The organism is Acidovorax sp. (assembly GCF_027492855.1).
GTDB lineage: Bacteria > Pseudomonadota > Gammaproteobacteria > Burkholderiales > Burkholderiaceae_C > Acidovorax.
The window spans coordinates 1-22,298 of record NZ_JAPUDY010000025.1 but is presented as its reverse complement, the minus strand read 5'-3'; the positions used below and the strand labels follow the sequence as shown (position 1 = coordinate 22,298).

Genomic DNA, 22,298 nt, shown 5'->3' with positions numbered 1-22,298 from the left:
GGGTTCAAACGAGGGGGATAGTTCTTTCGGTTCGCTCATCCCCCGATTGTCTCAGGCCGGCGGCGGCCTCTGCCCCGGCCTGCGGGCTCAGCCCCGGTCTGCGCGTGCGGGGCGCATGCCGCTACGCATCGACGCCGAGGCCAGCGGCAACTTGTTGACGGTGATCTCGCAACCAAAGTCATCGGGCGAGAACACCAGCGTGGAGCCAGGGGCCACCAGCGGCAGGGTTTCGTGGATCTGGCGCGACATATCGACCGGCGGCTCGGGCGCGCGGTAAACGACCTCCTTGTCGGGGCCATACACCCGGTAGCACGCAGCGGCGGCCGACTGGCTGAAGAAGGCGGCCACCAGGGCGGCAGCGGCATAGCGAAGGATGGTGGTCATGGTTCTTCTCCTCAATCAACAATCTGGCGTCATAACTTCAAGGCATTATGCGGGCTTTGCCTCTTGGAGCGAATAACAAAACCCAGCGAAGCGGTTCTGGCTAGGCGCTGCGTCGCAGGCAGTACGACTAGTACGACAAGACGCGGCAACGACGCCAGAAGGGTTTTTGCTAGCCGCTCTCAGCGCAAATGCAGGTGGTTGGTGTGCTTGACCTCCTCCATCACCGCATAGGTACGCGTTTCGCGCACGCCCGGCAACTGCCACAGCACGTTGCCCGCAAACACACGGTAGGCGTTCATGTCGGCCGAGCGGGTCTTGAGCAGGTAGTCAAACCCGCCCGCCACCATGTGGCATTCCATGATTTCGGGGTGCACCTGCACGGCAGCCTTGAACTGGTCGAACACGTTGGGCGTGGTGCGGTCGAGCAGCACCTCCACAAACACCAGCATGCCCGCGCCCAGCTTCAGGGGGTTTAAACGTGCCTCGTAGCCCAGAATGAAGCCATCGCGCGTGAGGCGCTGCACGCGCGCGAGCACGGCGGTGGGCGACAGGGCCACGGCCTCGGCCAGCTTGAGGTTGGCAATGCGGCCATCTTCCTGCAGGATTGACAGTATCTTGCGGTCGATTCGGTCCAGATCGGTTTCCATGGCGATGAAGAGTAGTGAATTATTTTGTGACTACCGTCATTTTCGAATATTTATTCACCACAAGTCCAAGGATCATCGCCATCAACACGCCAAACCTGCGTTTGGCCGCAAAAAAACCCCTGAAAGACACCGCCATGACGCTGCCCACCGCTCCGTTCGCCGACTTCGCGCCCCGCACGCCGCTCTCCAATCCACTGCGCGCCGCCATCACCGCCGCCTACCGCCGCCCCGAGCCCGAAGCCCTGGCCCCGCTGCTGGCCCAGGCCCGGCTGCCGCAAGAGCAGGCCGCCCAGGCCCAGCAACTGGCACTGCGCATTGCAGGCGCCCTGCGTGAGCGCAAGGCCAGCGCCGGGCGCGCGGGCCTGGTGCAGGGGTTGCTGCAAGAGTTTTCGCTGTCGTCGCAAGAAGGCGTGGCGCTGATGTGTCTGGCCGAGGCGCTGCTGCGCATCCCCGACAAGGCCACGCGCGATGCACTGATCCGCGACAAGATCAGCCACGGCCAGTGGGATTCGCACCTGGGCAAAAGCCCGTCCCTCTTCGTCAACGCCGCCACCTGGGGCCTGCTCATCACCGGCAAGCTGGTGGCTACACACAGCGAAGGCAGCCTGGGCAACTCGCTGGGCCGCCTGATCGGCCGAGGCGGCGAGCCACTGATCCGCAAAGGCGTGGACATGGCCATGCGCATGATGGGCGAGCAGTTTGTGACCGGCGAAACCATCGCCGAGGCCCTGCGCAACGCCCGCACCATGGAGGCTGAGGGCTTTCGCTACTCGTACGACATGCTGGGCGAGGCCGCGCTGACCAGCGAAGACGCTCAGCGCTACTACCAGTCCTACGAGCAGGCCATTCACGCGATCGGCAAGGCATCCGCCGGGCGCGGCATCTACGAAGGGCCGGGCATCTCCATCAAGCTCTCGGCCCTGCACCCGCGCTACAGCCGCGCGCAGTTTGGTCGCGTGATGGACGAGCTGTACCCGCAAGTGCTGCGCCTGACCGTGCTGGCCAAGCAATACGACATCGGCCTGAACATCGACGCCGAAGAAGCCGACCGGCTGGAGCTGTCGCTCGACCTGCTGGAGCGCCTGTGCCACGAGCCATCGCTTGCGGGCTGGAACGGCATTGGCTTTGTGATCCAGGCTTACCAAAAACGCTGCCCCTTCGTCATCGACTACGTGGTTCAACTCGCCCGCAGCACCCAGCGCCGCCTGATGGTGCGCCTGGTCAAGGGCGCCTACTGGGACAGCGAAATCAAGCGCGCCCAGGTCGATGGGCTCACCGACTACCCGGTGTACACCCGCAAGGTGCACACCGACATTTCGTATATCGCCTGCGCCAAAAAACTGCTGGCCGCGCCCGAGGCCATCTACCCCCAGTTCGCCACGCACAACGCCGAAACGGTGGCCACCGTCTATCAAATGGCGGGCAGCAACTACTACGCGGGGCAGTACGAATTCCAATGCCTGCACGGCATGGGCGAGCCGCTGTACGAGCAAGTGGTGGGTGCCCTTTCTGCCGGTAAATTGGGCCGCCCCTGCCGCATCTACGCCCCCGTGGGCACGCACGAAACACTGCTGGCCTACCTGGTGCGCCGCCTGCTCGAAAACGGCGCCAACACCTCGTTCGTGAACCGCATTGCCGACGAAACCATTGCGCTCGACGAACTGGTGAAGAGCCCCGTGCAGGTGGTGGACCAGCAGGCCGCCGTGGAAGGCGCCGCAGGCCTGCCCCACCCCCGCATTGCCACGCCCCAGGGCCTGTACGGCCCCCACCGCGCCAACTCGCGCGGGCTGGACCTGTCGAACGAGAACACACTGACCGCGCTGGCCGCAGCGTTGCAAGCCACTGCGGCATATGCCTGGACGGCAGGCCCGCTGCTGGGCACCAACGCCCCCACCGGCCCCACCCAACCCGTGCGCAACCCCGCCAACCACAGCGACGTGGTGGGCCAGGTGCAAGAAGCCACCACCGCCGATGTGGACCAGGCACTGGCCAACGCCCAGGCCGCCGCAGCCCCCTGGGCCGCCACGCCGCCTGCCGAGCGCGCCGCCGCGCTGCTCGCCACCGCCGATCTGCTCGAAGCCCGCATGTTGCCCCTGCTGGGCCTGCTGATGCGCGAAGCGGGCAAAAGCGCCAGCAACGCCGTGGCCGAGGTGCGCGAGGCCGTGGACTTCTTGCGCTACTACGCCGCCCAGGTTCAAAGCACCTTCAACAACGCCACCCACATCCCCCTGGGCCCCGTGGCCTGCATCAGCCCCTGGAACTTCCCGCTCGCCATCTTCATGGGCCAGGTCGCGGCGGCGCTGGCCGCAGGCAACCCCGTGCTGGCCAAGCCCGCCGAGCAAACCCCGCTGATCGCCGCCGAGGCGGTGCGCCTGCTGTGGCAAGCCGGTGTGCCCCGTGCCGCCGTGCAATTGCTGCCCGGCCAGGGCGAAACCGTGGGCGCACGCCTGATTGGCGACGCCCGTGTGATGGGCGTAATGTTCACCGGCTCCACCGAAGTGGCGCGTATCCTGCAACGCACCCTGGCCGGGCGGCTTGATGCCGCAGGCCGCCCTATTCCGCTGATTGCCGAGACCGGCGGACAGAACGCGATGATCGTGGACTCGTCCGCCCTGGTCGAACAGGTGGTGGGCGACGCCGTGTCGTCCGCGTTTGACAGCGCGGGCCAGCGCTGCTCGGCCCTGCGCGTGCTGTGCGTGCAAGAAGAAGCCGCCGACCGCGTGGTCGAGATGCTGCAGGGCGCAATGGGCGAGCTGCAACTGGGCAACCCCGGCGCGCTGTGCGTGGACGTGGGGCCGGTGATCGACGCCGAAGCACAAGCGGGCATCACCACCCACATCGAGGCGCTCAAGGCCAAGGGCCACCGCGTGTTCCAACACCCGCAGCACCTGGCCGCCGATGGCGCCAATGGCGCTGTTGGCACCTTCGTGCCGCCCACACTCATCGAGCTCAACCACATCAGCGAGCTGCAGCGCGAAGTCTTCGGCCCCGTGCTGCACTTGGTGCGCTACGCCCGCAACAATCTCGACCAATTGCTCAACCAGATCAACGCCACCGGCTACGGCCTCACGCAAGGCGTGCACACCCGCATCGACGAAACCATTGCCCGCGTGGTGAACCGTGCGCACGCTGGCAACGTCTACGTGAACCGCAACATGGTCGGCGCCGTGGTGGGCGTGCAGCCGTTTGGCGGCGAAGGCCTGTCGGGCACGGGCCCCAAGGCAGGCGGGCCGCTGTACCTGCTGCGCCTGCTGTCAGAGCGCCCGGCCGACGCACTGGCCCGCACCTTTGCCGAAGCCGACCGCAACACCCCGCCTGAAGGCGCCGCGCGCGAACGCCTGCTGGCGCCCCTCGCCACCTTTCAGCAATGGGCGCAGGCACAAAACCAACCAGCGCTCGCCAGCACCTGCCAACGCTTCGCGCAAGAAACCCAAAGCGGCACCACCCGCACCCTGCCCGGCCCCACGGGCGAACGCAACGCCTACACCCTGGCCCCGCGCACCCGCGTGCTGTGCCTGGCGCATAGCGCCGACGACCTGCTGGTGCAAACCGCCGCCGTGCTCGCCACCGGCGGCACCGCCCTGTGGCCCACCGCCCAAGCCAGCCTGCGCACGCAACTGCCCGCGCTGGTGCAGGCGCAAATCGCCTTGCAAGACAACGCCCTCACCGACGGCACGGTAGAACTGGACGCCGTGCTGCACCACGGCGACACCGCATCGCTAGAGGCCACATGCACCGCCCTCACCCGCCGTGCTGGCCCCATCGTGGGCGTGACGGCACTGCCACCCGGCGCGGTGGACATCCCCCTGGAGCGCCTGCTGATCGAACGCGCGCTGAGCGTGAACACGGCAGCGGCGGGGGGGAATGCGAGCTTGATGACGATTGGGTGAGTGCCAGACGGAGAACTGCCATCCACCGGGGAGAAAATTTTAATAAAAATGCTGCTAGCGCTTATAGATAAAGCGCTAGCAGCTATCAATTCAATTGCAAATCAAGACAAAGATGCCAACGGCAGATTCAGCAGCAGGTTCTGCGGTTTGATGCGCACCACGCCCTCGGCGTTGGTCGCCAGCCCCAGGTACACCGGCTTGCCCGCCACATCGGCGCGCATCTCGGCGGGGTTGGCAAAGGTCAGGGTGAACAGGCTCACCAGGCGCTGCATGCGGTCGGCATCGACCGGGTGGTCTTGATACAGATCGTTGAGGATGGCGGTGGATTCCACATCCAGCCCCACATGCCAGCGCCAGGCGCTGTCGGTGACCTGGTGCACGGGTTCGATCGACACCTGCACGCCCAGCAGGTGCGCCACCCAGCGCTCCAAAACACGGGCCAGGGCCTTCAAACCCGAGCGAGCGCGGGTCATCTTGAGCGTCAGGCCGTGGCTCAGGTCCTGCGTCAGTTCATGGGTCAGGTCGAGCAGAAAATGGTGACGATCACTCGCCCGCCAATAATCCACAGCGTTGTCGGCCGTCAGCACCTGTACCTGCGCGGTGGGCTGCAATGCGCCGCTTTGCAGCAACAAGCGCCCCACCTCGCCCAGGCCCGCCGTCTCATTGAGCATGTCCAGCGTCGCACGGTCGCCCGCCAGCATCTGGCCTTGGTGCTGCGTGATGCGCTGGGGGCGGAACAGCATCTCGGCGGCGCGCGCCTCCAGGGCGTCGTTGCAATCGTCCAGCACGTTGCGCAGCAGCGCCTGCACCACGGCGTCGATGAACACCGCAGGCACATTCACCGCCCCGCTGCGCATGAGCTGCAGGTAGTAAGCCTCCAGCGTCCCCGCCACCAGCAAACCATCGCGAAAACGCAGAAACACGGCGTAGTTCTCGCGCGCGTCGTCGTCCTGCACGGCGGCCAATTCAGCGGCGGGCACGGACCTGAGCGGCGCTGCCTGCAAAGCCTCATGCAAAGCCACTTCGGCCGCGCACGACTCTGGCACCAAGGCCAGTTCAGGCCGTGCCAGCAGGGTACGCACATAGGCTTCGGTGGGCACCAGCCAGCCGCGCTCATTGTGGGTTAGCGCCTGGTAGCCGCTGCCGGGCCAGAAATCATGCGTAACCGTCATACGGCAGTGCGATGGGGATTCGAAGGATGGATCATTCCCACTCAATCGTCGCTGGCGGCTTGCTGCTTACGTCGTACGTCACACGGTTAATGCCGCGCACTTCGTTGATGATGCGGCCCGATACCTTCTTGAGGAGGGCATACGGCAGCTCGGCCCAGTCGGCGGTCATGAAGTCGCTGGTTTGCACGGCGCGCAGGGCGACCACGTAATCGTAGGTACGGCCGTCGCCCATCACGCCCACGCTTTTCACGGGCAAAAAGACGGTGAAGGCCTGGCTGGTGAGGTCGTACCAGGTCTTGCCGGTGGCCTCGTCCACATGGTTGCGCAGCTCTTCGATAAAAATCGCGTCGGCGCGGCGCAGCAGGTCGGCGTATTCCTTTTTCACCTCACCCAGGATGCGCACGCCCAGGCCGGGGCCGGGGAAGGGGTGGCGGTAGACCATTTCGGGCGGCAGGCCCAGGGCCACGCCCAGTTCGCGCACTTCGTCCTTGAACAGGTCGCGCAAGGGCTCCAATAGCTTGAGACCCAATTGCTCGGGCAGACCGCCCACGTTGTGGTGGCTCTTGATGGTGACGGCCTTCTTGCTTTTGGCGCCGCCGGATTCGATCACGTCGGGGTAGATGGTGCCCTGCGCCAGAAACGTCGCACCTTTGGCTCCATGGCCTGCTGCCTTGAGCTTGGCGGCTTCGGACTTGAACACGTCGACGAACAAGCCGCCGATGATCTTGCGCTTGGCTTCGGGCTCGCTCACGCCTGCCAGCTTACCCAGGAAGAGGTCGCTCGCATCGACACGGATGACCTTCGCGTGCAGCTTGCCGACGAACATGTCCATGACCATGTCGCCCTCGTTCAGGCGCAAGAGGCCATGGTCGACGAACACGCAGGTGAGCTGGTCGCCGATGGCGCGGTGGATCAGTGCGGCAGCCACGGACGAATCCACACCGCCCGAGAGGCCCAGGATCACTTCTTCATCACCCACCAGCGCGCGGATCTGCTCCACGGCTTCGGCGATGTGGTCGCGCATGACCCAGTCGGGACGGGTAGCACAGATGCCGAGCACGAAGCGGTCAAGCAGCGCCCTGCCCTGCACGGTGTGCGTGACTTCGGGATGGAACTGCACGGCGTAGAAGCGCCGGTCTTCGTCGGCCATGCCTGCGATAGGGCAGCTATCGGTGCTGGCCATAAGCTTGAAGCCCGGGGGCAGTTCGGTGACCTTGTCGCCGTGGCTCATCCACACGTTGAGCATGCCGTGGCCTTCAGGGGTGGTGAAGTCGGCGATGTCCTTGAGCAGTGCCGTGTGGCCGCGTGCGCGCACAGCCGCAAAACCGAACTCGCGCTTGTGGCCGGTTTCGACCTTGCCGCCCAGTTGTTGCGCCATAGTTTGCATGCCGTAGCAGATGCCCAGCACGGGCAGGCCCAGGTCGAACACGGCCTGGGGTGCGCGGTCCGTGCTCTCCTCGGTCACGCTGGCGTGGCTGCCCGACAGGATGATGCCCTTGAGCGAACCGTCCTTGGCATAGTCGCGCACCCATTCGTCGGTCACGTCGCAGGGATGCACTTCGCAGTACACATTGGCTTCGCGCACGCGGCGGGCGATGAGCTGGGTGACTTGCGAGCCGAAATCGAGGATGAGGATTTTCTGGTGTTGCATGGTGGTGGTTCGTCGTCAGAGGCGGGAGAGGTCGAAAAGCGGTACGCCGCTGCGCTCAGCAGCAGCGGCCTGGTGAGGGTCGAAAGTGGCCAAAGGCAGGCGCAGCGAGCGTGCCAACCATAAATAGGCGGCATCGAAAGTAGGCAGACCGGTTTCGAGCGCTACGTCGAGCACGGCCTTGTACTGGGCGGGGGCCAGCTCATGCAGCTCCACCCGATGGCGAATGGCTTCAAGCACTCCCCACAAGCCTTCGACGGATGCAGCGGGAATACGCCCGCTGTTCACGCCGCTGGCAAGGATGTTGTTGCACTCCCAGTGCCAGAGGTTGGGCGCCTGGGGCTCGACCTCGTCGCGGCGAATCAGGGTGTACAGGCGGCGGGTGTGGTCGCTGGCCGCATCGGGCAGCAGCCAGGCAGCGGTGACGGAGGCGTCGAGCACAAAAGCGGTCATGCGGTGCTCCGCCCCGTGTGGCGCAGGCCGTCCACCGTCGATGACCCTGCAGGCTGGATGCTGGCATGCAGCGCATCCATCTGGCCCAGCTCGCGCGCGATCTGCTCGTCGGAAATCACCGGGCGGCGGCGCACGGGCAGCATGCGAACCACCTCTTTGCCATGGCGGGTGATGCGCACTTCCTCGCCCTGCTCGACCAGTTCGATCAAGGCAGAGAATCTGCTCTTCGCTTCATAGATACCGACGGATTGCATAAACAAAAAAGTCTGGCCTGAATGATGAATTCAGACCAGACTATATCATTCTGACCAGATTTTTTCAATCAGGCCAGATTAGCTCTGCAGAAGATCAATCAGCCCGGTAGTTCGGCGCTTCTTTGGTGATCTGCACGTCATGCACATGGCTTTCGCGGATGCCAGCGGTGGTGATCTCGACGAACTCGGCCTTGTTGTTCATCTCTTCGATCGTGGCGCAGCCGCAGTAGCCCATTGAGGCACGCACGCCGCCCGCCATCTGGTACACGATGGAAACCATGGAGCCTTTGTAGGGCACGCGGCCTTCGATGCCTTCGGGCACCAGTTTGTCGGCATTGGGGTTGCCGGTGCTCGACTCCTGGAAGTAACGGTCGGCGCTGCCCTGCTGCATCGCGCCAATGCTGCCCATGCCGCGGTAGCTCTTGTAGCTGCGGCCCTGGAACAGGATAACTTCGCCCGGCGCCTCTTCGGTGCCCGCGAACATGCCGCCCATCATCACCGTGCCAGCACCAGCGGCCAGTGCCTTGGAGATGTCGCCGCTGTAGCGGATACCGCCGTCGGCAATCAGTGGCACGCCTGTGCCCTTGAGCGCGGTGGCCACGCTGTCGATGGCCATGATCTGCGGCACGCCCACGCCCGCCACAATGCGGGTGGTGCAGATGGAGCCTGGGCCGATACCGACCTTGACTGCGTCCGCACCGGCTTCCACCAACGCCAGCGCAGCAGCGCCGGTGGCTATGTTGCCGCCGATCACGTCGATTTGCGGATAGTTCTGCTTAACCCAACGCACGCGGTCGATCACGCCCTTGCTGTGGCCGTGGGCGGTGTCCACCACGATGGCATCGACACCGGCCTTGACCAGGGCCTCAACGCGTTCTTCAGTGCCCTCGCCCACGCCCACGGCCGCGCCCACGCGCAGGCGGCCAGCGGCGTCGCGCGCTGCGTTAGGAAAGCTGGTCTGCTTGGTGATGTCCTTCACCGTGATAAGGCCCTTGAGCTCAAAGGCGTCGTTCACGACCAGGATGCGCTCCAGCTTGTGTTTGTTGAGCAGCGCCTTGGCCTGGGCTGGCGAGGTGCCATCCTTTTCGTTGACCGTGATGAGCTTCTCGCGCGGGGTCATGATCTGGTGGACCTTGACGTCGTAGCGCGTCTCAAAACGCAGGTCGCGGCCCGTGACGATGCCGACCACCTTGCCGCCATCGCACACCGGAAAGCCCGAAATGCCCAACTGCTCGGACAGTTGCAGCACCTGCAGCACCGTGTGCTCGGGGGTGATGACCACAGGGTCGCGCAGCACGCCGGACTCGTAGCGCTTGACCTTGGACACGTGGGCGGCCTGCTCTTGCGCCGTGAGGTTTTTGTGCACGATGCCGATGCCGCCCTCCTGGGCAATGGCGATGGCCAAGCGCGCCTCGGTCACGGTGTCCATGGCGGCGGACACGAGCGGCAGGTTCAGTTGGATATTGCGGGAGAGTTTCGTCGCTAGGGACGTGTCCTTGGGCAGGACCTGGGAGTACGCTGGCACCAGCAACACATCGTCGAAGGTGAGCGCTTTTCCAAGAAGGCGCATGAGAAAGCTCCAAAAAACGGATTGTACCCGCGCCGCGTGTGGCAGAAAGCCGACGTGCCAATAACCTCAGCCTTCGCCCGCGCACCGATAGAGCCCACTGCGCAGGGCGTCGGCCCATGGCTGCCGCTCATCCTTCCTGCACTGGCGGGTGGCGGGCCACGCGGATAAACTTCCCCGCATGAAAATGCACAAGATTCTCCTGCTGGCCGTGGCCTGCACCTGGGCCATGGGCGCGGCAGCGCAATGGCAGTGGATCGACAAGGATGGGCGCAAAGTCTTTAGCGACCGTCCCCCGCCACAGGAAATTCCGGAAAAGAACATCCTGAAACAGCCAGGGGGCAGCTCCGCAGCGCGCTCAGCGCCCGCCACCGCCCAACCTGCTGCGGACGGCGCACCAGGCGCCGCAGCGGCAACGCCCGCTGCCGCGGCAGCACCCGCCCCCAAGCTGGCTGCCAGCGCCCCAGGCAGCGGCAAGGACAAGGAGCTGGAAGAGAAAAAGGCCCAGGCCGAAGCCGCAGAAGCCGCCAAGAAGAAGGCGGAGGACGAAAAAATCGCCAAGGCCAAGGCTGAAAACTGCACCCGCGCCCGTGCAGCCAAGGCTGCGTTCGATAGCGGAAAGCCCATTACCCAGCCCAACGCCCAGGGCGAGCGCATTTTCCTAGATGGCCCTGCCCGCGCGGCCGAAACCAAACGCATTGAAGGGATCATCTCCTCGGACTGCGCACGCTAACCCGGTCTTCCCGCCCTGCCCTGGCCGCACGCAAGTGCGCCAGGGTTTGTTTTTTTGGGGCGATGAAAAACGGCCCATGCCCCTTCGCGCAGGCGGTCGGCCTTGCCTTGCTGGTCAGTAGCCCGACTTGCCCCCTGGCCGCTGGCGCGCAAACAGCCCCGTGGAGCGAGCGCCCTGGCGCGCAAAACGTTCGCGGCGGGCCACCTTGGGGTCCACCTTCAGAGGGCGATAGACCTCCACACGGTCCAGGTGCCGCAACGGCGCATCCAGCGCCGCAGCGCGACCCCATACCCCTATCGAAAGCAGGCCTTCGTCCGCCGCTTCCCCAGCCAATGGCGCAGGAATCGCGCCGCAGCCGCGCAAGGCGTCTGCCACCGTGGCACCGGCAGGCAACGACAAGGTCCATTCGCGCGTCTCGCGCGGCGCCACGCAGACGACCACCGTGACCTGTAAAGGACCCCTCTCAGCCATACACCTGCTCGGCCCGCTTCACGAACGCATCGACCATGCTGCCTGCAATGCGATCAAACACAGGCCCCACCAGGGCGGCCAGCGCCGCATTGTCAAAGCCGTAGTGAAGCAGCAGCTCGACCTTGCAAGCGCGCTGCTGGCCGTCTCCCACCGGGTGGAAATGCCAGTCGCCGTCCAGGCGCGAGAACGGTCCTTTCACCAGGTGCATTTGCACGCGCCGCCCTGCCTCGTGCGTATTGCGCGTTACAAAGGTCTGGCGGATACCTCCCAAGGCAATGCCCACCTCGGCTGTCATCCCGTCCGCGTGCTGCTCCAGCACGGCGGCGCGGTCACACCACGGCAAAAACTCCGGGTAGTGCGCCACATCGGTGACGAGGGCAAACATTTCTTCGGGGCTATACCAGATGAGGACGGACTTTTGAACAGTTTTCATGCAGACGATGCCTACGCTGGGCTACGCAAGCGGGGGAGAAATTAGAATCGCGGCTCTGCGAGTTGACAACCATTCATTGTAGGGAGGCCTTTTATCTCCCGAATGTCACCGCATCTAACCCCATGGCCAAAAAACCCGATCCCACGTCCCGCATTGCCGACAATAAAAAAGCGGCCTTCAACTATTTCTTCGAAGAGCGCCACGAGGCGGGCATGGTGCTGCACGGCTGGGAGGTCAAGGCGCTGCGCGAAGGCAAGGTCCAATTGACCGACGGCTATGTGCTGATCCGTGAAGGAGAGCTGTACCTGCTGGGCTGCCTGATCAACCCGCTCAAGACCGCCTCCACCCACGTCAATCCAGAGTCGGCGCGCACCAAGAAGCTCCTGCTCAAGAAGGACGACATCAAGCGCCTGATCGGCAAAGTCGAGCAAAAAGGCTACACCCTGGTGCCGCTGAACCTGCACTGGAAAAACGGTTTCGTGAAGTGCGAAATCGCCCTGGCCAAAGGCAAGGCCGAGCACGACAAGCGCGACACCATCAAGGACCGCGAAGGCAAGCGCGAGGTAGAACGCGCCATGAAGAGCCGCAATCGCTGATTCTGATTGCCTCACTGCGCACGCTGCACACGGCTGTCACTTCATCCGCGGGGCGCGTCATCAACGAACACGCTCATGCGTTTCTTGATCCAAGCGGCCAGTTTTTTGACGTCATCCCGCAAGCGCTCGTGCGGGGCGATCCACAGGTTCAGCGTGTGCGCGCTTTCGACGAAGCCAAAAGGGGCAACCAGTTGCCCTGATGCGATTTCTTTTTCGACCACGTAGCGCGGCGCCAGCGCAACGCCCAACTGCGCCACCGCGGCCTCGATCACCAAATAGAAATGCTCATAGCGCTCATGCGCCGCCAGCTCGATGTCGCTGCTGCCCATCAGCGCCGCCCATTCCTCCCATGCCTGAGGGCGCGTTGCCGTTTCAAGAATGCGCGCCCGCGCGAGTGACGCGACGGAAGAAATCCCCACGCGCGCAAGATATTCAGGGTGGCACACAGGGCCGATCTGCTCCCGCAGCAATGGCTCTATCACCACGTCCTGGGGCGCCCGGTTCATGCTGGTGCGTATGGCCAGGCTGATCTGATCCTGTACGAAATTCACCTCGCCGTGGGTCATGTTGAGGCGGATCTCGACACCGGGGTGCGCGCGCTTGAAATCGCTCAAGCGGGGAATCAACCACTTCGTCATGATGGTTGCGGAACATGACAGCGTGAGCGGACCAGGCGCCAACCGCGCTACGGCCTCCCGCATGAGCCGGAATGCCTCGGAGAGCTGACTCGCCAATGCAGCGCCCTCCGGAGTCGCCGCAACCGACCTCGGCAACCGATGCAGCAGCGGGGCACCAAACTGCTCTTCCAATGCATGCACATGCCGACTGATGGCGCCATGCGTCACGCAAAGCTCCTGGGCCGCCGCGCTCATGGAGCCAAGCCGCGCGGTGGCTTCAAACGCGCGGAGTGCGTTCAGCGGCAGCCTTGGTCGACTCTCCAGCGCAGGCGCAACATGAATAGGTGTCATAAAAACTCACAGATAGGCACTGAGAAGTGAAGTGTAAAACCTGCCGATCCTGTCTAAACTGCGTTCACATCTAGACGCTTTCATGGGGTCATTCGCAGGCTTTGATGGTTAACCCTCGCTTTTGCAAGCCAACCCTTCCGATAAGGAATGGTCTTTGCGAGAGAGACGAATTCTGTGATGTGAACTCATACAAGCGCAAAAGGTTTCGACACCACCACGCATAGGAGACAAAGATGAAACTCAATCGCCGTCACTTCGACTTCGCAGCCTTGGCTGCCATGGCACTGTTCATTTCCCCTGCGGCCAACGCAGACGTGCTTGGCAACGTCCAAGGCAAAAAAATGATCCGGGTAGCCACCGACATGGGCATTCCGCCGTTCGGCATGATGGACGCTGCGCTGCAGCCCACGGGCTCGGACGTGGAGATCGCCAAGGCCCTGGCCGCCGACTGGGGCGCTACGCTGGAGTTCATCAACACCACGGGGCCCACGCGCATTCCCAACATCAACACCGACAAGGCCGACGTGGTGATCTCGTCGCTGTCCGTGACCGACGAGCGCAAGAAGGTGGTTGATTTCACCAGCCCTTACTCGTTCATCCGCACCACCGTGATTGCGCCGGTGGATGAAAAAAGCGTCAAGGCCTGGAGCGACCTGAAGGGCAAGTCCATCGCCGTGGTTCGCAGCACCACGCAGGATTTAGCACTCACCGCCAAGTCCGCCGCCGAAGGCTTCACCGTGGTTCGGTTTGATGACGACGCCACGGCCATCACGGCGGCAGTGTCGGGCCAGGCCACCTACCTGGGCCTGGCTGATCCCCAGATGAAGGCCATCAACCAGCGCTCGGCCAATCGCCCATTCGAAGCCAAGTTCACGATCAACCAGTTCCCCATCGCCATGGCCGTGAAGAAGGGCGAGGCACAGATGCTCGCCAAGCTCAATGAGTGGATCGCGGCCAACGCCAAGAACGGCAAACTGAACACGATCTACAAGAAGTACCACGGCATCGACATCCCGGCCGAAATCCTTCAGTAAGGGAGCAAGGGACAGCTCCACCAGGGCCGCTTTTCGCAGGCCCATGTCGATTCACGCGCAGCGCCGCTTTCAACCAATGGACATTTCCATGCACCAGCACCGTATTGAGGCGGACTACCTGCTCGAAACGCCCGAGGATCTGCAAAAGACCGCAGACACCATCGCCGGAGAACAGTCCAGCGGAACCTTTGTCCGCGTTCCTGGCGAAACCCCCGAACTGCGCGAACGTTCGGCTGCGCGGGTCGTGAATCTGGAGGTTCTCGACCAGTTCATCGGCCAGCGCTCGCTGCCAACATCGCGGCCCATGCCGGGCAATGAGCGGCTGGTGCGCGCCAAGCTCACGCTGTCGTGGCCCTTGGAGACGGTGGGGCCATCGCTGCCCAACCTGATGGCGACGGTGGCAGGCAACCTTTTTGAACTGCGCCAGGTCAGCGGCCTGCGGATCCTGGACATCCGCATGCCCGAACCATTCGCAGCCGCCTACCCCGGCCCCAAATTTGGTGTCGATGGCACCCGGCGGCTTGCGGGCGTGCAGGGCCGACCATTGATAGGCACCATCATCAAGCCCAGCGTCGGCTTCTCTGCCGAGGAGACCGCAGCCCTGGTCGCCCAGCTCTGCGCCGCAGGCATCGATTTCATCAAAGACGACGAATTGCAGGCGGATGGCAGCTACTGCCCCTTCAACGACCGCGTGGCATCGGTGATGCGCGAGATCAACGCCTGCGCCGACCGCACCGGCAAGAAGCCGATGTATGCCTTCAACCTCACCGGCGACATGGACGAAATGAAGCGCCGCCACGACGTGCTGCTGCGGCATGGCGCCACCTGCCTGATGGCCAGCATCAACTCGGTGGGCCTGTCGGGCATGATCGAGTTGGCCAAGTTCTCGCAGCTTCCCATCCACGCGCACCGCAATGGCTGGGGCTATCTCTCGCGCCATCCCATGCTGGGCTGGTCGTTCGTGGCCTGGAGCAAGATTTGGCGGCTGGTCGGTGTGGACCACATGCATGTCAATGGACTGGCCAACAAATTCTCAGAGGCCGATGAGAGCGTGATCGAAGCCGCGCAGTCTTGCCTGACCCCGCTGTTTCCGAACAAGCCCTGCACGGTGATGCCGGTTTTTTCATCCGGACAAGGCGTCAAGCAGGTGCCCGGCACCTATGCCGCGCTGCAGTCACCCAACCTCATCGTCACGGCGGGGGGCGGCATTTTGGCGCACCCTGGTGGCCCCGGCGCTGGCGTGAGCGCCCTGCGCGAGGCCTGGGACGCCGCATTGCAAGGCGTGGCGCAGGCGGACTACGCCCGCACCCACCCCGCGCTGCAATCGGCCATGGAGCTGGCCACATGAGCCAGGCCCGCCCACTGCCCCAGGGGCCGCTCGTGGCCTTCTACGGCGACGACTTCACCGGATCGTCCGCAGCCATGGAGGTGCTGGCCTTTGCGGGCCTGGAAACCATCCTGTTCCTGAAGCCGCCAACGCCCGAGCGCCTGTCGCAGCTGGCAGGCTACCGCGCCATCGGGATTGCCGGGGTGGCCCGCTCGCGCACACCCGGATGGATGGACGAGCACCTGCCGCCCATCTACGAACTGCTGCGCCAGATCGGTGCGCCGGTCATCCACTACAAGGTGTGCTCGACGTTCGACTCGGCACCCCATATCGGCAACATCGGGCGTGCGGCCGAGCTGGGCCAGCGTGCGTTTCCCGGCTGGATTCCGTTGGTGGTCTCCGACCCCGGCATGGGGCGCTTCCAGGCCTTTGGCCACCTGTTCGCCCATGCGAGTGGCGTGGGCTACCGGCTTGATCGCCACCCCACCATGTCGGCCCACCCCACCACGCCCATGCACGAGTCTGATCTGGGCCGGCACCTGGTAAACCAAACCGACCTGCGCGTGGGCCTGGTCGATTTCGCCACCATGAAGCGGGGCGGCGCCGATGCGCAGCTTGCGCAAGAGCTCGACCGTGGCGCGGCCATCGTGTCGCTGGACGTGCTGGACGCCGAAACACTGCGAGAAGCCGGTCGCCTTATCTGGGAGCGCTCGAACCAGGGCGATGCCCGCCAGTTCGTCGTCGGCTCGCAAGGCGTTGAGCAGGCGCTGGTGGCCTATTGGCGGGGCGCTGGGCTGGTGGCGCCCACATCAACACCCACCGCGGGCCGCCAGGTCGAGCGCATTGCTGCGGTGTCGGGGTCGGTGTCGCCCATCACTGCCGCGCAAATCCGCCACGCTGCAGAGCATGGCTTTGAGCCGATTGCGCTGGATGTGGCGCTGGCGGTCGATGCGCCACGCTTCGCCGCCGAAATTGAACGCGCCACCCAGGCCGCGTTGACGGCGCTTGACCAGGGGCGCAGCCCCTTGATCTACACCGCCGCCGGACCCGATGACCCTCGGGTGTCGGCATTCCGCGCGGCCGTACAGGCCAGCGGCACCCCGATTTCGGTGGTGAACGAGCGCCTCGCGGTAGCGCTGGGGGACATCCTCAACGCGCTCGTGCGCCAGCGGGGCCTGCGGCGCGTGGTGATCTCGGGCGGAGACACCTCCAGCCACGCGGCTTCGCGGCTGGACATTGACGCGCTCTCCGCCATCGCCCCCCTGTCGCCCGGCGTTCCGCTGTGCCGGGCGCATTCGAGCGACCCGGCCATTGATGGCCTGGAAATGGCCCTCAAGGGCGGCCAGACCGGCGCGCCCGACTTTTTTGCAGCCGTGCGAGATGCACGCTAGTTTGCCCTTCTCAAAAAGGAACCACACCATGAGACTCCAAGGAAAAATCGCCCTCATCACCGGTGGCGCACGCGGCATCGGTTTTGCCATTGCCTCGGCCCTCGCACGCGAAGGCGCCGTCATTGCCATCGCCGACATCAACGCCCAGGGCGCCAACATGGCGGCCGCCAAGCTGCGGGAAACCGGCGCACAGGCCCAGGGCTTTGCGGTGAACGTTGTGGACGCGAATTCGGTGGCCGCACTGCTCAAGGACGTGACTGCGCAGTGGGGGCGGCTCGACATCCTCATCAACAACGCGGGCATCGGTGGCAACACGCCGTTCCTGGAAACCACGCTGGAGCTTTGGAACCGCACCATCGACATCAACCTGACCGGCGCATTCATCGTGGCCCAGGCCTGTGCCAAGCAGATGGTGGCCCAAGGCCATGGCGGCAAGATCATCAGCATTGCCTCGCTCTCGGGCCAGCGCGGCGGCAATGGCCGGGCCGCATACGGCGCCGCCAAGGCCGGGCTGGAACTGCTGACCAAGGTGATGGCCGTGGAGCTGTCGGAGTACGGTATCAACGTGAACAACATCGCCCCCGGCGCCATCGAAACCGAAATGGCCGCCACCGCACACGACGCGGCCACACGCGCGGCCTACAACTACCTGATTCCCATGGTGCGCTACGGTACGCCCGAGGAAATCGGTGATGCCGCCGTGTTTCTGTGCTCTGACGAGGCGCGCTACGTGCAAGGCCACACCCTCAACGTGGATGGCGGCTTCCGGGTGGCGGGGCTGATGTTCGGCGGCCGCAAGAGCCCGCCCAGCGCGGCAGGCTGACAACCTGCAACAGCGCATGGCCGCACACCCGGCCATGCAAGACAACAACGACAAGGAGACACGCAATGCCATTGGACTTTTCGCCCGTGTTCGAGCTGCGGCAAATGCTGCTGGACGGCGCGTGGGTGACGATCAAACTGGCGGCGTCGGCCACGGTGCTCGGTTTCTTGATCGGCACGCTGTGCGCGGTGGGCCGCAATTCACGCATCCAGTGGCTGTCCACGCTGTGCGCCTGCTACGTCGAGGCCATCCGCAACACGCCCTTTCTGGTGCAGATCTTTCTCGTGTTCTTTGGCCTCTCGTCGGTGGGCATCACGCTGAACGCGTTTTCGGTGGCCATCATCGCGCTGACCATCAACGTGGGGGCCTACACCGGCGAGATCATGCGCGCCGGGTTCAACTCGGTGCATGCGGGCCAGTGGGAGGCCGCCGAGTGCCTGGGCCTGTCGCGGCTGCAGGTGTACTGGCACGTGGTGCTGCGCCCTGCGGTGGAGCGTGTCTATCCCTCGCTCACCAGCCAGTTCATTTTGCTGATGCTGGCCTCGTCCATCACATCGCAGATCTCTGTGGCCGAGCTCACCGGCAATGCCAACTACATCCAGGGCGCAACGTTCCGTCCCATGGAGACCTATGTCGTGATCGGGGTCATCTACCTCGTGCTGGCCATCGCCATGCGCATCGCCTTCTGGTTGATCGGGTTGGTGATTTTTCCTCGCCGCCGCCGCTTGGGCACACCGCTGTAGGACACACGCCATGACCCCCAGTTTCGGACTGATCCATATCCAATTTCTGCTGCAAGGCGCCTTGTGGACGATTGTGCTGTCGCTCTGCGCCTTCGTAGGCGGCGGGCTCATGGGCCTGCTCATCGCCCTGTGCCGGGTTTCGCGCCAGCCATGGCTGCGCAGCCTGGCGGCGGGCTACATCCAGATGATCCAGGGCATTCCGCTGCTGGTCATCATGTTCGTGGGCTATTTCGGCCTGCCCGCCATCGGTGTCCCCGTGTCACCGCTGTGGGCGGCCACGCTGTCGATGACGGTGTGGGTGGGGGCCTACCTGGGTGAGTTCTGGCGTGGCAGCATCCAGGCCGTTCCCCAGGCGCAGTGGGAGGCCGCCGAGTGCCTGGGCCTCAGCAGCGCACAGCGCATGTTCAAGGTGATCATTCCGCAGGCCGTGCGCATCGCCACGCCGGGCACGGTGGGCTTCATGGTACAGATCATCAAGAACACCTCGCTGGCCTCGGCGGTGAGTTTTGTCGATCTCACGCGCGCGGGCCAGCTCATCAACAACTCCACGTTCCAGCCCTTCATCACCTTCTCGTTCGTGGCGCTGATCTACTTCCTGCTCTGCTACCCGTTGTCCGCCCTCAGCCGCCGACTGGAGCTTCGGATGGCGCGCGGCGTGCGCAGTGCATGAGTTCTACACAGAATGAAACGATGGACACGATGACCCAAAAAACCAATGAGCCAGCACATGACGACATCGTGGTGCTGCGCGACGTTCACAAAAGTTTTGGCCAGACCGAGGTGCTCAAGGGCGTGAGCTTTCAGGTGCAGCGCGGCGGGGTCACAGTGTTGATCGGCCGCTCCGGCTCTGGCAAAAGCACGGCGCTGCGCTGCATCAACCGGCTCGAGCAGGTTCAGCAAGGCCATATCGAGGTCTGCGGCCATGTGGTTACCAGCCCGCAGCTCGACCTGCGCCAGTTGCGCCTGGCCGTGGGCATCGTGTTCCAAAGCTACAACCTGTTCCCGCACCTCACGATCGCCGAGAACATCTCACTGGCCCCGCGCAGCGTCAAGAAGTTGCCCAAGGCCCAAGCGACCGAGCTGGCCCGGCAAAGCCTGAAACAGGTGGGGCTGTCTGAAAAGTTCGACGCCTACCCCGAGCAGTTGTCTGGCGGACAGCAGCAGCGCGCGGCCATCGCCCGGTCGCTGGCGATGCAGCCCAAGGTGATGCTGTTTGACGAGGTGACGTCTGCCCTGGATCCGCAGCTCACCGGCGAAGTGCTGCGCGTGATCGAGCGCCTGGCCGAAGACGGCATGACCATGGTGCTGGTGACACACGAGATGAACTTTGCCCGCCGCATTGCCGACCAGGTGGTGTTCATGCACCAGGGCAAGGTCTGGGAGATCGGCCCCGCCAGCATCCTGGACCAACCAGCCACGCCAGAGCTCAAGGAATTTCTGGCACACGACCTGTAATCTGCAGCCCATGCCCCGGACCTATTCGCTCGCGGACCTCGGCGCGCTTGCACAGCGGCTTGCCAGCGCAGGCGTCATTGCCTACCCCACCGAGGCGGTGTTCGGCCTGGGCTGCGATCCGTTCAGCGATGCCGCCGTGGAGCGGCTTTACAAGATCAAACGCAGAGACCCTGCGCAGGGCTTTTTGTTGATCGCTGCCAACGAGCAGCAGTTGCAGCCTTTTGTGGATTGGTCACGCCTGACGCCACTGCAGTGCGCCGCCGTGCGCGCCACCTGGCCTGGCCCCGCAACCTGGGTGCTGCCGCGCGCACCGGGATCGCCCAGCGCGGTCACCGGCATCCACGACGGCATTGCGGTGCGCATCACCGCCCACGCGCCTGCGGCTGCACTGTGCCGCGCTTTCGGCGGAGCCCTGGTATCCACCAGCGCCAACCTGCACGGCGCGCCCCCGGCGCGCAGCGCTGCAGAGGTCGAACGCCAATTCCCTGGCGCCGAACTGGACGGAATTCTCGATGCGCCCCTGGGCGGGCTGGATCAGCCGACCCAGATTCGCGACGCCCTGACGGGTCGGACGATACGTTAGCGCAAGGCCGCCAACGGGTGCGCGTGCGCTGGCCAGGGGCTGGCAAAAAATGGCGCCACCATCTCGGGTGTCACGTCTTCGATGCGGCCGGGGTTCCACTTCGGCGTGTGGTCCTTGTCCACGGCCAGGGCGCGAATGCCCTCCACCGTTTCGCTTTGACCAGGGCGCAGATAAAAGCAGTGGCGCACCATGTCGCGCTCCATGCGCAGGTCATCGGCCAGGCCTATGTCGCGCGCGCGGCGGATCTGCTCCAGCACCACGTACAGCATCAGCGGCGAGCGCTTGCGCAGCGTAGCGGCAGTGGTGCGCGCCCAATCGGTGTCGGCGACTTCCAACGCCCGCACGATGTCGCCCACGGTAGGCAACGCAAAATATTGATCAATTTGACCTCTAGCGCTTATTCCACTTGCGCTAGTAGCTACAAATTTAGAAGCAACAAAGTCCTTGATGGCGGCGCCGCTGGCAAAGCTCTGCGTGCCCAGGGCATCCCATACGGCGGCTTGCTGGTCTGACGGCAGGCAGCCGTCGGCCAGAAGGCTGTCGATGGCGTCGCCTGCACCGATGGTGTCACCCGTCAGCGCCAGCCACTCGCCCACGCGGCCGGGGCAACGGCTCAGAAAATAGCCGCCGCCCACGTCGGGGAACAGGCCGATGGCCGTTTCGGGCATGGCCATCTTTGTGCGCTCGGTCACCACGCGCAGCGCAGCGCCCTGGCTGATGCCCATGCCGCCGCCCATCACGATACCGTCCATGAAGGCGATGTAGGGCTTGCCGTAGTTGTGGATCAGGTGGTTGAGGGCGTATTCCTCGGTGAAGAAATCCTCCAACTGCGGATTGCCCTGGCTGCCCGCCTGGTGCAGAAAGCGGATGTCACCGCCCGCGCAGAAGGCGCCAAAGGGGCCTTCCTTGTTGCTGCCGCGGATCGCCACTGCCAACACGCGTGCATCGTTCTGCCAGGCCAGCAGGACGCCCATCAGGTCGCGCACCATGCCCAGCGACAGGGCATTGAGCGCACGCGGGCGGTTCAGGGTGATGAAACCCACCTGGCCACGCACTTCACCCAGCACTTCCGATACAACCGTCTCCGTCATTTTTGGTTCCTTTCAACATGACTATCTATTAAAAACCAGTGGCGCGCCGTGTCGCCCACCCATCCGTCTACCGTGCAATGCAAAAAGGGCCACTGCGCCGCAGTGGCCCTTTTAGGCCGTGTTGTCAGAACGCTTTGTGAGCGCTCCAGCCGATCAGGAACGGGAAGCGCGCTTGCGCTCGTTCTCGGTCAAGTGGCGCTTGCGCAGGCGCACGGACTTGGGCGTGATCTCGACCAGTTCGTCGTCCTCGATGAACTCCACGCCGTATTCGAGCGTGAGGTCGATCGGGGGCGTGATCTTGATCGCGTCTTCCTTGCCGGACACGCGGAAGTTGGTGAGCTGCTTGGTGCGCGTGGCGTTCACCACCAGATCGTTGTCGCGGCTGTGGATACCGACGATCATGCCTTCGTACACAGGGTCGTTGGCCTTCACGAACATGCGGCCACGGTCGTCGAGCTTGCCCAGGGCGTAGGTGAAGATTTCACCGTCGTCCATGGAGATCAGCACGCCGTTCTTGCGGCCGCCGATGTCGCCCTTGTGTGGCTCGTAGCTGTCGAAGATGTTGCTGATGAGGCCGGAACCGCGCGTCAGGTTCAGGAATTCGTTGGTGAAACCGATCAGGCCACGGGCCGGGA

The 22,298-nt window shown here is 64.3% G+C and carries 22 protein-coding genes and 1 pseudogene; 11 read left to right on the top strand and 12 right to left on the bottom strand.

All coding sequences use genetic code 11. From position 1 onward, the window contains the following. Positions 1–87: 87 nt before the first annotated feature. Complete coding sequence (locus Q0105_RS04710) at positions 88–384, bottom strand: hypothetical protein (protein ID WP_298209254.1); 297 nt, start codon at positions 382–384, stop codon at positions 88–90. 179 nt (positions 385–563) lie between these two features. Next, positions 564–1,037, bottom strand: a complete 474-nt coding sequence (locus Q0105_RS04705) for an Lrp/AsnC ligand binding domain-containing protein (RefSeq protein WP_298209256.1) — start codon at positions 1,035–1,037, stop codon at positions 564–566. A 128-nt stretch (positions 1,038–1,165) separates the two neighbouring features. On the opposite strand from Q0105_RS04705, the gene putA reads away from it, so the two are divergent. After that, positions 1,166–4,921, top strand: a complete 3,756-nt coding sequence (gene putA / locus Q0105_RS04700) for a trifunctional transcriptional regulator/proline dehydrogenase/L-glutamate gamma-semialdehyde dehydrogenase (protein ID WP_298209252.1) — start codon at positions 1,166–1,168, stop codon at positions 4,919–4,921. Positions 4,922–5,022: 101 nt separating this feature from the next. Here putA and Q0105_RS04695 read toward each other — a convergent pair whose 3' ends face one another. The 5 genes from Q0105_RS04695 to guaB all read right to left on the bottom strand — a co-directional run bounded on the left by Q0105_RS04695 (position 5,023) and on the right by guaB (position 10,018). Continuing rightward, entirely contained in the window at positions 5,023–6,093 is a 1,071-nt protein-coding gene (locus tag Q0105_RS04695; protein WP_298209251.1) for a DUF6352 family protein, read from the bottom strand. A 31-nt stretch (positions 6,094–6,124) separates the two neighbouring features. Beyond that, entirely contained in the window at positions 6,125–7,744 is a 1,620-nt protein-coding gene (gene guaA / locus Q0105_RS04690; RefSeq protein WP_298209249.1) for a glutamine-hydrolyzing GMP synthase, read from the bottom strand. A gap of 15 nt (positions 7,745–7,759) precedes the next feature. Further along, a complete protein-coding gene (locus tag Q0105_RS04685) occupies positions 7,760–8,194 on the bottom strand; it encodes a type II toxin-antitoxin system VapC family toxin (protein ID WP_298209247.1) in 435 nt (144 codons plus the stop codon). Next, entirely contained in the window at positions 8,191–8,448 is a 258-nt protein-coding gene (locus tag Q0105_RS04680) for a type II toxin-antitoxin system prevent-host-death family antitoxin (protein ID WP_298209245.1), read from the bottom strand. The genes Q0105_RS04685 and Q0105_RS04680 overlap by 4 nt, the downstream gene beginning before the upstream one ends. A gap of 94 nt (positions 8,449–8,542) precedes the next feature. Beyond that, complete coding sequence (gene guaB, locus Q0105_RS04675; protein WP_298209243.1) at positions 8,543–10,018, bottom strand: IMP dehydrogenase; 1,476 nt, start codon at positions 10,016–10,018, stop codon at positions 8,543–8,545. Positions 10,019–10,196: 178 nt separating this feature from the next. Between guaB and Q0105_RS04670 the strand changes: the two genes are divergently transcribed. Then, positions 10,197–10,748 (top strand): DUF4124 domain-containing protein, encoded by a 552-nt coding sequence (locus tag Q0105_RS04670; RefSeq protein ID WP_298209241.1) that lies wholly within the window; start codon positions 10,197–10,199, stop codon positions 10,746–10,748. Between the two features lie 114 nt (positions 10,749–10,862). On the opposite strand, the gene Q0105_RS04665 is transcribed toward Q0105_RS04670, so the two are convergent. Beyond that, positions 10,863–11,219 (bottom strand): RnfH family protein, encoded by a 357-nt coding sequence (locus Q0105_RS04665; RefSeq protein WP_298209239.1) that lies wholly within the window; start codon positions 11,217–11,219, stop codon positions 10,863–10,865. After that, positions 11,212–11,652: a type II toxin-antitoxin system RatA family toxin gene (locus Q0105_RS04660; RefSeq protein ID WP_298209237.1), complete on the bottom strand. Its 441-nt coding sequence runs from the start codon at positions 11,650–11,652 to the stop codon at positions 11,212–11,214. Before Q0105_RS04660 ends, Q0105_RS04665 begins: the two co-directional genes overlap by 8 nt. 122 nt (positions 11,653–11,774) lie before the next feature. On the opposite strand from Q0105_RS04660, the gene smpB reads away from it, so the two are divergent. Further along, entirely contained in the window at positions 11,775–12,248 is a 474-nt protein-coding gene (smpB, locus tag Q0105_RS04655) for an SsrA-binding protein SmpB (RefSeq protein WP_298209235.1), read from the top strand. Positions 12,249–12,289: 41 nt separating this feature from the next. Here the strand turns inward: smpB and Q0105_RS04650 are convergent, their stop codons facing one another. Continuing rightward, a complete protein-coding gene (locus tag Q0105_RS04650; protein WP_298209233.1) occupies positions 12,290–13,216 on the bottom strand; it encodes a LysR substrate-binding domain-containing protein in 927 nt (308 codons plus the stop codon). A 233-nt stretch (positions 13,217–13,449) separates the two neighbouring features. On the opposite strand from Q0105_RS04650, the gene Q0105_RS04645 reads away from it, so the two are divergent. The 8 genes from Q0105_RS04645 (at position 13,450) to Q0105_RS04610 (ending at position 20,572) form a co-directional block, all read left to right on the top strand. After that, entirely contained in the window at positions 13,450–14,250 is an 801-nt protein-coding gene (locus Q0105_RS04645) for a transporter substrate-binding domain-containing protein (RefSeq protein WP_298209231.1), read from the top strand. Positions 14,251–14,338: 88 nt separating this feature from the next. Continuing rightward, positions 14,339–15,598, top strand: coding sequence for a ribulose-bisphosphate carboxylase large subunit family protein (locus Q0105_RS04640; RefSeq protein ID WP_298209230.1), 1,260 nt, complete (start codon positions 14,339–14,341; stop codon positions 15,596–15,598). Then, positions 15,595–16,968, top strand: a complete 1,374-nt coding sequence (locus Q0105_RS04635; protein ID WP_298209228.1) for a four-carbon acid sugar kinase family protein — start codon at positions 15,595–15,597, stop codon at positions 16,966–16,968. The genes Q0105_RS04640 and Q0105_RS04635 overlap by 4 nt, the downstream gene beginning before the upstream one ends. Positions 16,969–16,996: 28 nt before the next feature. Further along, complete coding sequence (locus tag Q0105_RS04630; RefSeq protein WP_298209226.1) at positions 16,997–17,791, top strand: 3-oxoacyl-ACP reductase family protein; 795 nt, start codon at positions 16,997–16,999, stop codon at positions 17,789–17,791. Positions 17,792–17,856: 65 nt separating this feature from the next. Next, a complete protein-coding gene (locus tag Q0105_RS04625; RefSeq protein ID WP_298209224.1) occupies positions 17,857–18,534 on the top strand; it encodes an amino acid ABC transporter permease in 678 nt (225 codons plus the stop codon). A 10-nt stretch (positions 18,535–18,544) separates the two neighbouring features. Then, positions 18,545–19,204 carry an amino acid ABC transporter permease gene (locus Q0105_RS04620; RefSeq protein ID WP_298209222.1) on the top strand — a complete coding sequence of 220 codons (660 nt, stop codon included), beginning with the start codon at positions 18,545–18,547 and terminating at the stop codon, positions 19,202–19,204. A 20-nt stretch (positions 19,205–19,224) separates the two neighbouring features. Beyond that, the gene (locus Q0105_RS04615) at positions 19,225–19,989 is read left to right on the top strand and encodes an amino acid ABC transporter ATP-binding protein (RefSeq protein ID WP_298209219.1); all 765 of its coding nucleotides are present in this window, start codon (positions 19,225–19,227) and stop codon (positions 19,987–19,989) included. A gap of 10 nt (positions 19,990–19,999) precedes the next feature. Next, positions 20,000–20,572: a Sua5/YciO/YrdC/YwlC family protein gene (locus Q0105_RS04610; RefSeq protein ID WP_298209217.1), complete on the top strand. Its 573-nt coding sequence runs from the start codon at positions 20,000–20,002 to the stop codon at positions 20,570–20,572. Here the strand turns inward: Q0105_RS04610 and Q0105_RS04605 are convergent. Continuing rightward, entirely contained in the window at positions 20,569–21,663 is a 1,095-nt protein-coding gene (locus tag Q0105_RS04605) for an enoyl-CoA hydratase/isomerase family protein (protein ID WP_298209215.1), read from the bottom strand. The two genes, Q0105_RS04610 and Q0105_RS04605, sit on opposite strands and share 4 nt — an antisense overlap. A 153-nt stretch (positions 21,664–21,816) precedes the next feature. Then, a pseudogene (locus tag Q0105_RS04600) lies at positions 21,817–22,298 on the bottom strand (translational GTPase TypA); the annotation flags it as partial.